General features: G+C 44.6%; 8 protein-coding genes. All 8 read left to right on the plus strand.

Going from position 1 to position 12286, the window contains the following annotated elements:
* Nucleotides 1-28: 28 nt before the first annotated feature.
* The 8 genes from ACH59B_RS10275 to nusA all read left to right on the plus strand — a co-directional run bounded on the left by ACH59B_RS10275 (nt 29) and on the right by nusA (nt 12264).
* Nucleotides 29-796 carry an isoprenyl transferase gene (locus tag ACH59B_RS10275; protein WP_016820974.1) on the plus strand — a complete coding sequence of 256 codons (768 nt, stop codon included), beginning with the start codon at nt 29-31 and terminating at the stop codon, nt 794-796.
* 17 nt (nt 797-813) lie between these two features.
* The gene (locus tag ACH59B_RS10280) at nt 814-1605 is read left to right on the plus strand and encodes a phosphatidate cytidylyltransferase (protein ID WP_164965505.1); all 792 of its coding nucleotides are present in this window, start codon (nt 814-816) and stop codon (nt 1603-1605) included.
* Nucleotides 1606-1750: 145 nt separating this feature from the next.
* The gene (locus ACH59B_RS10285; RefSeq protein ID WP_038978128.1) at nt 1751-2890 is read left to right on the plus strand and encodes a 1-deoxy-D-xylulose-5-phosphate reductoisomerase; all 1140 of its coding nucleotides are present in this window, start codon (nt 1751-1753) and stop codon (nt 2888-2890) included.
* A gap of 108 nt (nt 2891-2998) precedes the next feature.
* Nucleotides 2999-4270 carry an RIP metalloprotease RseP gene (gene rseP / locus ACH59B_RS10290; RefSeq protein ID WP_017427940.1) on the plus strand — a complete coding sequence of 424 codons (1272 nt, stop codon included), beginning with the start codon at nt 2999-3001 and terminating at the stop codon, nt 4268-4270.
* 50 nt (nt 4271-4320) lie between these two features.
* The gene (gene proS, locus ACH59B_RS10295) at nt 4321-5769 is read left to right on the plus strand and encodes a proline--tRNA ligase (RefSeq protein WP_025364653.1); all 1449 of its coding nucleotides are present in this window, start codon (nt 4321-4323) and stop codon (nt 5767-5769) included.
* A gap of 203 nt (nt 5770-5972) precedes the next feature.
* Entirely contained in the window at nt 5973-10289 is a 4317-nt protein-coding gene (locus tag ACH59B_RS10300) for a PolC-type DNA polymerase III (protein ID WP_025364654.1), read from the plus strand.
* A 314-nt stretch (nt 10290-10603) separates the two neighbouring features.
* Nucleotides 10604-11065 carry a ribosome maturation factor RimP gene (gene rimP, locus ACH59B_RS10305; protein WP_013370719.1) on the plus strand — a complete coding sequence of 154 codons (462 nt, stop codon included), beginning with the start codon at nt 10604-10606 and terminating at the stop codon, nt 11063-11065.
* A 101-nt stretch (nt 11066-11166) separates the two neighbouring features.
* The gene (gene nusA / locus ACH59B_RS10310; RefSeq protein WP_016820980.1) at nt 11167-12264 is read left to right on the plus strand and encodes a transcription termination factor NusA; all 1098 of its coding nucleotides are present in this window, start codon (nt 11167-11169) and stop codon (nt 12262-12264) included.
* The last annotated feature ends 22 nt before the right edge of the window (nt 12265-12286 follow it).

Here is a 12286-nt window from a genome sequence, read left to right on the forward strand (position 1 = left end):
ATTTTCAGAGAATGCTGGAGGAACTGGAATGATCAAACGGGTTCGGTCTTGGTGGAACGGGGAACAAAAACAGCAAACACCGGCCATTTCAAAAGACAATATTCCGCAGCATGTTGCTGTCATCATGGATGGGAACGGCAGATGGGCCAAACGGATTGGAATGCCGCGGATTGTAGGGCATCAAAATGGAATGAAGGCAGTGAAACGCACAGCAATTGCAGCGGATGAACTGGGTATTAAGTATTTAACTTTATTTGCTTTTTCAACTGAGAATTGGACACGTCCAAAGGACGAAGTTGATTTTCTAATGAAACTGCCTCAAGAATTTTTGGCAATTGAGCTGGATGAGCTAGTTGAAAAAAATGTGCAAGTGCGTATGATGGGAAACAAGGAGCATTTACCTTCCCATACCGTTGAAGCGCTGACTGAAGCGACTCGACGTACCGAAAATAATACCGGACTTGTACTTAATTTTGCATTAAATTATGGCAGTCGGTTAGAGATCACAGAATGCATGCAAGCATTGGGCCGTCAAATTGAGGATGGAAAGCTGAAGCCGGAAGATATAACATCTGAGCTAATTGGCAACACGTTGCTTTCTACGGGTATGCCAGATCCTGATTTATTGATTCGAACAAGCGGGGAGCTTAGACTCAGTAATTTTATGCTTTGGCAGCTTGCTTATAGTGAACTGTGGTTTACTGATATTTATTGGCCCGAGTTTAAGAAAGAGCACTTATACGAAGCAGTGATCGAATATCAGAAAAGATCACGACGGTATGGCGGACTGAAGTAAATGGAGGATGAAAGCCGTTGAGACAGAGATTAATTACCGGTATTCTGGCAGGCATATTCTTTTTGGCAATGGTCCTGTGGGGCGGCTTGGCCTACCATTTGCTTATATTGGTGATGGCCCTAATCGGATTTTATGAGTTCGCTCGAATGACGCAGGTATCTCCTTTTGGAGGTACAGCAATACTTGGCTACGTAAGCATATTAGCATTTGTATTCCCATATCAACCTTTGGGTTTGCATTCACCGCTACCCTTTGCCAGTTTGCTCTGGTTGGTAATGATAGTGTTTATGATGATCACAGTAGGAACGAAAAATAAAATCCCGATTCAAATGGTAGCTATACTATTTCTTGGTACTGTATATATAGGATTTGGATTTTCGTATATTGCGGAATCACGTCATATGGAACATGGACTGTTATGGACTTTTTTGTTGTTGTCTTGTATTTGGGCAAGCGATGCAGGGGCATATTTTGTAGGCAAAATGGCAGGGAAGACGAAGCTATGGCCTGCGATTAGTCCAAATAAAACGGTCGAAGGGTCCATTGGCGGAGTTGTTTTAGCGCTGGTTATAGCTCTGGTATTCGCTGGTTTGTCAGGTGGACTGTTACCCTGGGGTAAAGCCTTCGGCATCGGTTTGTCATGTGCTGTTGTGGGACAACTGGGCGATTTGGTACAATCTGCATACAAACGAGTGTACGGCATCAAAGATTCTGGTAATCTGCTGCCAGGGCACGGTGGTATACTAGACCGCTGCGACAGCTGGATTGTCGTTTTTCCATTTGTACATATGCTGATGCTGCTTCCATAAGTCTGGTGATTACAACTTATGCTGAGGATCAACCTTTATACTGTTAGCCTTGCGCTATTAGAAGGATAGAATCAGTTCCATAGTTGCCTGGATAACAAACAATGAGCTCCTGATAAAAGTGATTTTCAGGATAGGAAGGTGCATCATGAAAAGAATTACGGTACTTGGTTCAACCGGATCTATTGGAACTCAAACGTTGGATGTGGTGTCCATGCACCCAGATCAGTTCACTGTTGAGGCTTTAGCAGGTGGCTCCAATATAAAGTTGCTTGCTGAGCAAGCGCGTCTCTATCATCCCAAAAAAGTGTCTGTCGGTACTCAGCAGTTAGCTGATGAAATTCGTCCTTTACTGCCTTCTGGAATCGAACTACACTGGGGAAATGAAGGACTCGTTGAGCTGGCCGCGAACACAGAGGCGGATATGGTTGTGACAGCTGTAATGGGCAGTGTCGGATTGCACTCCACGCTGGCCGCGATTGAGGCTGGAAAACAGATCGGTTTGGCCAATAAGGAAACACTGGTTACGGCTGGTCATCTGGTCACAGCGCGGGCTCGGGCGAAAGGAGTGCCGTTGCTGCCGATTGACAGTGAGCATTCAGCTATTTTCCAATGCTTGAATGGTGAGCGTATGAAAGATGTGGCACATATTACCCTCACAGCATCAGGCGGTTCTTTTCGAGATTTGACAAGAGAACAGCTGCGTGAAGTTACCGTGGAAGATGCACTTAAGCATCCTAATTGGTCAATGGGGGCCAAAATTACAATTGATTCAGCAACGATGGTAAACAAAGGGCTGGAAGTCATCGAGGCACATTGGTTGTTCGGGCTTAGCTATGAGCAGATCCATGTGCTGCTTCATCCGGAAAGCATTATTCACTCCTACGTCGAGTTTCAAGATACAAGCATTGTTGCTCAACTTGGGAACCCTGACATGAGAGTACCCATTCAATATGCATTAACTTATCCTGAGCGGATGAAGTCTCCGGCAAAGCCTCTGTCATTGGCTGAAGTGGGCAAACTCCACTTTAAGGAAATGGATTTTAATCGTTTTCCTTGTTTAAGGCTTGCCTTCGAGTGTGGTAAAATGGGTGGTACAGCACCGACCGCTTTTAATGCTGCTAATGAGATTGCTGTTGCTCGTTTCTTACGTGGAGAAATTTCTTTTCTGCATATTGAAGCGATTATTGAACAGGTGCTAGAACAGCATGTCAATATGGCTGATCCTGATTTGTCTGCGATTGAAACTTGTGACCGCGAGACTCGTAGTATAGCTTCGAAGTTGTAGGTTAATGTTGGGGTCAAGAAACGAATTGTGATTCTCTTGTGCGGGTTCGGAGAATAATGATAATCTAGGAAGACAAACTCGATCTCATTGAAAGGGGAACGGAAACGATTGGAAACGATTCAAATAGTGTTGATGACGGTGCTCATGTTTTTCGTCATAGTGACGGTGCATGAATGGGGGCATTATTATTTTGCCAAACGCGCCGGGATTCTGGTACGGGAGTTTGCGATCGGTTTCGGTCCGAAACTGTTCTCTTATAAAAGAAACGAGACACGATTTACGCTACGGTTGCTGCCGTTCGGTGGTTTTGCACGTATGGCGGGTGAAGATCCGGAGGTCAATGAAATTGAAACCGGACAAACGATTGCTGTACGCGTGACAGATGGCGTCGTTAAGACCATCTATTTGGACCAACTGGATAACCGCAAAAATGTAGTGCGCGGTGAAGTGTTGGAGATTGATCTGGAACAAGCGTTAACTGTAAAATTGGATGTGGATGGCGAAGATCAGCAATACACTGTACACCCACAAGCGATGATGGTAACCAAAGGACAATCCATTCAAATTGCACCGAAGGATCGACAGTATGGGAGTAAAACAGTAGGACAGCGTGCGATGGCTATATTTGCTGGCCCCCTGATGAATTTTATTCTTGCCTTTATTCTGTTTGGTTTGCACATCCAGATGGTCGGCATACAAGTGGACAACCCGACGTATGTCCAAATTAGTGAAATTACAGCAGGTATGCCAGCTGCTGAAGCTGATTTGCATAAGGGAGATATCATCGAATCGGTGAACGGAGTTGCAATTGGTGCGAATGTTGAAAACATGATCAAACTGATTGCGGATTCTCAAGACAAGCCGATGAAGTGGACAGTTCGCCGTGATGATAAAACCTTTGATCTTACGATAACACCTCGTGCAATGGAAGGACAAAAGGGTGGCAAGGTGGGCATTGTGCCTGAACTTCCAAAACGCCAAGCTGGTGTAGGGGAAACATTCAAATTTGCCGGACAATCTATGGTCAGAACGACAGATATTATTTTTCAAGGATTTAGCCAGCTTATCCAACGCTTTTCTATCAATGACCTGGGAGGCCCCGTACGTACTTTTGAAGTGACGGGACAAATCGCTAAGCAAGGCATTGAGCAGTTGACATATTGGACTGCGATCATGAGTCTTTATCTGGGGATATTCAATCTACTACCTATTCCGGCGTTGGATGGAAGTAGACTTGTTTTCCTTGGTGTTGAGGCGGTAAGAGGACGTCCTGTTGATCCGAGCAGGGAGGGAATGGTCCATTTCGTTGGTTTTGCTATGCTATTCCTGCTAATGATTGCGGTCACGTATAACGATATTTTACGCTTAATTAATGGTTAATTAGAGACGGTCATTATAAAAATGGTTTGTATGGGAGGACATGCATTTCTATGTCGAATGATAAACAGTTTGTCGAGGAAATCACGCCGCAGAGCGAAGATTTTTCCCGATGGTATATTGATGTTATTAAAAAAGCAGAACTGATGGATTACTCGCCAGTTCGCGGGTGCATTGTATTCCGTCCCGATGGTTTTGAGATTTGGGAGCACATTAAGGAAGCTATGGATGTGCGTTTCAGAGAAACGGGACATCGCAATGCTTATTTTCCAATGTTTATCCCAGAAAGCTTTTTCCAAAAAGAAAAAGAGCATGTGGAGGGATTTAATCCTGAACTGCCATGGGTGACTGAGGCTGGTGGGGAAAAGCTGGAAGAGCGTCTTGCAATCCGTCCAACTTCAGAAACGATGATCGGTCATATGTACTCGAAATGGATTCAATCCTATCGTGACCTGCCTGTGCTAATTAACCAATGGGCTAATGTGGTGCGTTGGGAAAAACGTACGCTGCCTTTCTTGCGAACAAGTGAATTTTTGTGGCAAGAAGGTCACACAGCACATGAAACAGAAGAAGAAGCACGTGAAGAAACGATGAAAATGCTGGAAGTTTATCGTGAGGTCATTGAGGAAGTTCTAGCTATTCCGGTTATTACTGGACAGAAAACACCTTCTGAAAAGTTTGCAGGTGCGAAGGATACATTTTCACTGGAAGCGATGATGAAAGATGGACGAGCGGTACAAGCTGGAACGTCCCACTACATGGGAACTAACTTTGCCGTTGCGTTTGACATTAAATATTTGAGCCGTGAAAACAACCTGGAATTCGCGCATACGACTTCATGGGGAACAAGTACACGTTTGATCGGTGCATTGATTATGGTCCATGGAGATGACCGTGGTCTTGCACTGCCTCCTAAGGTGGCACCTACGCAGGTTATTATGGTTCCTATTGGACCACCTAAGAAACGTGATGCAGTTATCGCTCGTGCAGATGAATTGTTTGCCGAGTTGAAACAAGCGGGTGTCCGTGTTAAAATAGACGACCGCAGTGATGTAAGTCCAGGCTGGAAGTTTAATGAATATGAAATGCGCGGTGTACCGGTTCGTCTGGAAATCGGCCCTCGTGATATGGAAAACGGTGTCTGTGTGCTCGTATCCCGTATCAGCGGCGAGAAAAAGATTGTCCAACAGGACAATCTGCTTGAAGAAGTACACGCGATGCTCGCACAGGTACAACAAGAGATGTTTGACCGTGCAAAGAACTTCATGGAAGAAAACTTCTATTCCGTCGATACATTGGATGAGATGAAGACTCTCATGGAAGAGAAACGTGGCTTTACTTTGGCTGGTTGGTGCGGATCTGAAGAATGTGAAGACAAAGTTAAAGAAGTGACAGGCGCTACAAGCCGTAACATACCGTTTAAAACAACCGAGCAAAAGACAACATGTTTGTGCTGTGGCAAACCAGCCAAGCATACAGTAGTGTTCGCACGGGCGTACTAATAAAGAAGAGCAATACCCTATACTCACTTCATTCTCTTCGCCAACAGGAATAGCTGTTACGGATTAATATTCCGGACTACTATCTATATTATTGTGATGAGGGTTGAAGAAGGCTACGAAAAGCTTTTGCGGTCGGAGATGTTTTTAGACGCAGAAGCTTTTCATGTTTTCAGAAAGGTAGATTGGAAATCGGGGGGAGAGCCATGGGCGGAGCTGAAGAAAAGAGAAAGCGGCTGGAACTGCTAATGAAGCAGGTTGTAATGCCGGCAGGAGTGGTTGATCCTTATTTTTTGGACGGTTGGATCGATCAGGTTGAGATTAGCCGTACCAACAAGGATTGGAATATCACTATTGCCAAGGAGACACTGGTCCCCGCTCAGGTGTATCGTACGTTCTGTATTCAAGTACAGGAAAAAATGAGTCATATCGCTAAAATCACATTCCGCTTTCAGTACAGTGAGCAGGTTCAACCTGGTGATATTATCGGTGAATACTGGAAGCTTTTTTTAGAGTGGGTGCACCGTGAAATTCCATCTGTTAACGGTTGGATGAACCGGGCTGTGCATGAGTGGGAAGACGGTCTATTATTACTAACAATGAGCGATAGTATGTCATTGGAACTAGCGCGTAAAAAGCAGATAGATCAAGCTATTATTAAGTTTTACGATAAATATTTCGGGCTCTCTATGCGTATTAAAGTTCAGGTGGGTGAAAGTAACCAGGAGGCATTACAGGAATTCCAGGAAAAGAAAATGCAGGAAGAACGCGAAGTTATTCAGCAGATGATGGAAAGTATGGAAGCTGAAATGCCACCTTTGGAAGAAGAAGAAGGGGACGTGCGGCTTCAATTTGGTTATGACATCAAAGAACCGGCTATTCCGATGCAAGAGATTCAGGACGAAGAGAAGAAAGTCACCCTACAAGGAACAATCTTCGGTTTGGACAGTAAAGAATTGCGCAATGGCAGTACGTTGTTTACGTATTATTTGACAGACTTTAGTGATTCTTTGCAAATGAAAATGTTTGCTAAAACTAAAGAAGATCTAAAAATTCTCAGTCTGTTGGCTAACGGTAAATGGGTCAAAGTGCGGGGACGAGTTGAATATGACCGTTTTATGCAAATTCCTGAGTTGGTTATGATTCCTTCCGATCTAGTTGAAGTACAGGCCCCACCTGGACGTAAGGATAATGCAGCGGAAAAACGGGTTGAGTTTCATCTACACACAAAGATGAGCGCCATGGATGCTGTCGCCTCGATTGATCAATATGTCAAAACAGCCGCCAAATGGGGGCACAAAGCGATTGCGGTCACAGATCATGGCGGTGTGCAATGCTACCCTGATGCTGCTAAGGCTGCAAAGAAGAACGGCATTAAAATGATCTACGGCATTGAGGCCAATGTAGTTAATGATGCTGTCGAAGTTGTAATGCAGGCACAGCCTTTAAATTTGAAAACAGCGACTTATGTCGTTTTTGATATTGAAACCACGGGTTTGTCAGTTACACAAAATAAAATCATTGAGATTGCTGCTGTTAAAATGCATGAGGGCAAGGAAATTGATCGTTATGCAACCTTTGTCAATCCGCATGAACGTATACCCTACAACATTCAGCAACTGACCAACATTAACGATGAAATGGTCAAGGATGCGCCGGATGTCGAACCTGTTATGAAGGAGTTCGTAGCTTTTGCTGGTGATGCTGTATTGGTTGCTCATAATGCGCGGTTTGATGTCGGCTTTATCCAGGCCACTCTTCGAAAGATGGGTTTGCCCGAAATGACCAATCCGGTGCTGGATACGCTGGAACTGGCTCGTTTGCTGTTTCCTACGTTGAAAAATCACCGTCTGAACACACTGACTACTAAATATAAAGTCGCGTTGGAAAGCCATCACCGGGCTATTGATGATACAGTTGCGTTGGCAGAAGTGTTAAACGGACTACTAAACGATGCAGAGCAAATTAAGGGTTTTAAAATGCTCGACCGCTTGAATGATTATGTGGGAAAGGACCTATCGACTGTTCGTCCTTTCCACTGCTGCATTTATGCTCTCAATCCGGTTGGTAAAAAAAATCTGTACAAGCTGGTTTCTATGTCTCATACCGAATATTTCAAGCGTGTGCCTTGTATTCCTAAATCGAAATTGTCTGAGATGAGAGACGGATTGCTTATTATTTCTGGCTGCGAAAAAGGAGAATTCTTCGAGGCCGTGTTGAACAAGTCCGAGGAAGAAGCCGAGGAGATTGCACAGTTTTATGATGTGTTGGAGATTCAACCTTTGACGATGTATATGCATCTGGTGGAAAAGCAACTGGTAAGCGGGCCTGATGCACTAAAAACGGCCATACGTAAAGTATGCGAAATAGGAAAACGTCTTGATAAGCCCGTGATTGCTACAGGCAATGTTCACTATTTGGAAACTCGCGATAAGCTGTACCGTGATATTACCATTCACGGCATTACTGGATTTAGCCCGCTAAAGGATATCCGAAAGCCAGATGCTCATTTACGTACAACGGATGAAATGCTGGCAGAGTTCGAGTTTTTGGGCGAGGAAAAAGCGTATGAAGTTGTTGTGACAAATACTAGCGAGCTGGCAGAGCGTTTTGAAGAACTGGAACTGTTCCCTGACAAGCTTTTTACGCCCTTACTGGACGGAGCAGATGAGGAAATTCGCAATACATGCTATGAGACGGCTCGATCCATTTATGGTGAATCCTTACCTGAGGTTGTTGTAGCTCGCCTTGAAAAAGAATTGGAACCTATTATTAAATACGGTTTCTCCGCTAACTATCTCATTTCTGAACGTCTGGTTAAAAAGTCTAACCAGGATGGATACTTGGTAGGTTCACGGGGGTCTGTTGGTTCTTCTGTAGTTGCTACTTTTCTCGGTATTTCTGAGGTAAATCCGCTGCCCGCCCATTATATTTGCGGTAATTCTGACTGTAAACACAGCGAATGGTTTTTGGATGGAAGTGTTCCAAGCGGTTTTGACTTGCCAGATAAAAACTGTCCAAATTGCGGTGGCAAGCTCAAGGGTGAGGGGCAGGATATACCTTTTGAAACGTTCCTCGGTTTTAAAGGAGATAAAGTTCCCGATATTGACTTGAACTTCTCTGGTGAATATCAACCTGTTGCCCATAATTATACGAAAGTATTGTTTGGTGAAAAAAGCGTTTTCCGTGCAGGAACTATTGGTACAGTAGCTGAGAAAACGGCGTTTGGATTTGCCAAAAAATATGAAGAGGCACATCATAAAAAATGGCGCGGAGCCGAGCTGAACAGGCTGGCTTCTGGTTGTACGGGTGTAAAACGTAGTACCGGACAGCATCCGGGCGGGATCGTTGTTGTTCCTGATTATATTGAGGTCGAGGACATTACACCAGTACAGTATCCGGCTGATGATACGAGCTCGGAATGGAAAACGACGCATTTTGATTATCACGCTTTTGATGCGAACTTACTCAAGCTCGATATTCTGGGCCATGATGATCCGACCATGATGAGAATGCTTCAGGATTTGACCGGGGTTGACCCTACGACCATTCCAATGAATGATCCCAAGGTGATGAGCATGTTCAACTCCACGGAGGCACTCGGTGTAACACCGCAGCAAATCCGCACGCCTGTTGCCACCTATGGTGTACCAGAGATGGGAACAAAATTTGTACGCCAGATGCTGGTAGAGTCGCAGCCGAGTTCTTTTGCCGATTTACTGCAAATATCCGGTTTGTCTCACGGTACGGGTGTATGGCTGGGGAACGCACAAGAGTTGATTAAAAATAATACATGTAACATCAAGACCGTAATTGGTTGTCGGGATGATATTATGCTGTTTTTGATTTACAAGGCGGGGATGGATGCAGGTCTGGCCTTTAAAATTACGGAGAGCGTACGTAAAGGTAAAGGGCTTAGTGCCGAATGGATTGAAGAAATGAAAAAATGCAAGGTGCCGCAGTGGTACATTGATTCCTGTCTAAAAATCCAGTACATGTTTCCGAAAGCGCATGCTGCAGCCTATGTTATTTCAGCGGTGCGTACAGCGTATTTCAAGCTGTATCATCCGATCGAGTATTATGCAACTTACTTCTCAGTACGTGCAGCCGATTTTGATATTGACCTGTGCTGTCAAGGGTATGATGCGATTGCACGGAAGATTGTCGAAATTGAGCAGCTTGGTTTTCAGGCTCCACCTAAAGAAAAAGGGATGCTTCCAATTCTGGAGATGGCTTTGGAAATGACGGCTCGCGGGTTTAGTTTTAAATCTATTGATTTGTACCGTTCCGAAGCTACTCGTTTCAAAGTGGACGGGGACTCGCTCATTCCTCCGTTCGGAGCTCTTCAGGGTATTGGAGATAATGCAGCACGTAACATCGCAGCGGCCCGTGAACAGGGTGAATTTTTGTCCGTTGAGGATTTTCAACAGAAATCGAAGGCTAGTAAAACCATTGTCGAAATGCTGTCCCAAATGGGTTGCTTTCGAGGTCTGCCAGAGAGTAATCAGCTGTCTCTGTTTTAATCTGAACCACAGTAGTCAAGCTCTGGCACTTGTCACATAACTACGGTTATGTTATAATTTTTTTGGTAATCATGGAGATAAAACCGTTGCTAAAAGAGTGGGGAAACCCACTCTTTACTGTTTGATATACAGGTACAACGTGAAAAAAGGTTATTTTTGGGCAGGCAACCGGTACGCCGGTTTATTTGCAGTGAGCCCAAAATGAACATTACATCAAATGAAAATGAAAATGCCGGTGATGGAGAAGCATTGCCCACAGTAAGAGGGTATCTCTTTTTCACCACAGGAAAGTTCACTTTTGGAGGTTATAATCTTTGAGCACACCAAAGATCAAATCAGTAGTAGAAGAAATGGCCCAACCTTACCTCGATGAGCATGGTTTTGAACTGGTCGATGTCGAGTATGTCAAAGAGGGTAGCAATTGGTTTCTTCGCGTTTTTGTAGATAAAGACGGAGGAATTGATCTGGACGACTGTAGTATGATCAGTGAATATTTGGGTCAAAAGCTGGATGAAAATGACCCTGTTTCTACAGCATATTTTCTGGAAGTGTCTTCACCAGGCGCCGAAAGACCGCTGAAAAAAGCGGAGGATGTCACTAAAGCGGTAGGCAAAAACGTATTCGTTACTACATACGAGCCGATTAACGGTCTGAAGGAATTCGAAGGCCGTTTGCTTTCTTTTGAAGATGGGGAACTTACCGTCCAAAGCGGACAAAAGAAGCATACCATACCTTATGACAAGGTAGCTGGTGCAAGGCTCGCGATCATATTTTAATTCAGATTTGATTGTTGCTGTTTGACATGTACTACATGTTTTTTGCCTCGTGTGCCGACCAGTACGCAGGTGCCATCATTTGAAAGGGGGAGCAGTAATCCATGAGTATGGATTTTATTGAAGCAATGAACGAGTTGGAAAGAGAAAAGGGGATCAGTAAGGACGTGCTGTTTGAGGCCATTGAAGCAGCCCTGATTTCCAGCTACAAACGGAATTTCAATACCGCACAAAACGTGCGTGTTGATATGAACCGCAACTCGGGAGTCATTAAGGTATATGCCCGCAAGCTGATTGTTGAGGAGGTATTGGACCCTCGCACCGAGATTTCGTTGCCAGCAGCCCGTGAGATCAACCCACATTTTCAGTTGGAGGATATCGCTGAAATTGAAGTCACACCACGTGATTTTGGACGGATTGCTGCACAAACAGCGAAGCAGGTTGTGACTCAGCGCATTCGCGAAGCGGAACGGGGATTGATCTACAACAAGTTTGTGGACAAGGAAGAGGATATTGTAACAGGAACTGTACAGCGCCAAGACCCACGTAATATTTATATTGATCTTGGCAAGGTGGAAGCAGTTCTTCCGTTGAGCGAACTGATGCCTAATGAGAAATTTAACCATTTGGATCGGATTAAGGCTTATATTACCAAGGTGGAGAACACAACCAAAGGACCGCAAATTATGCTGTCCCGATCACATCCGGGTCTGCTTAAGCGTTTGTTCGAACTCGAAGTACCTGAAATTTTTGACGGTGTTGTAGAGATTCGTTCCGTAGCGCGTGAAGCAGGCTTCCGTTCTAAGATCGCAGTTCATTCTCGTAACGCCGAGGTTGATCCGGTAGGTTCTTGTGTGGGACCAAGAGGAACGCGGGTGCAGACCATTGTAAACGAGCTGCGTGGCGAAAAAATCGACATTGTACGCTATTCTGATAATGTTGATGAATACGTGGCTAATGCTTTGAGTCCGTCCAAGGTGCTTGAAGTACAGGTATTTGAAGAAGAGAAAATGGCTCGCGTTATAGTACCTGATTATCAACTTTCTCTAGCTATTGGTATCAAAGGGCAAAATGCTCGCCTTGCTGCTAAGCTTACTGGCTGGAAAATTGATATTAAGAGTGAAACACAGGCGGAGGAAGAGCTCGGCAGACCGAGAACATCCACCGATGAAATGCATCAGGATTCCGTTTCTGTAGATTAAGCGGAGTGTAGGGGGGTTAATG

It is taken from the genome of Paenibacillus sp. DP01, assembly GCF_044784315.1.
In the GTDB taxonomy this organism is placed as follows: domain Bacteria; phylum Bacillota; class Bacilli; order Paenibacillales; family Paenibacillaceae; genus Paenibacillus; species Paenibacillus polymyxa.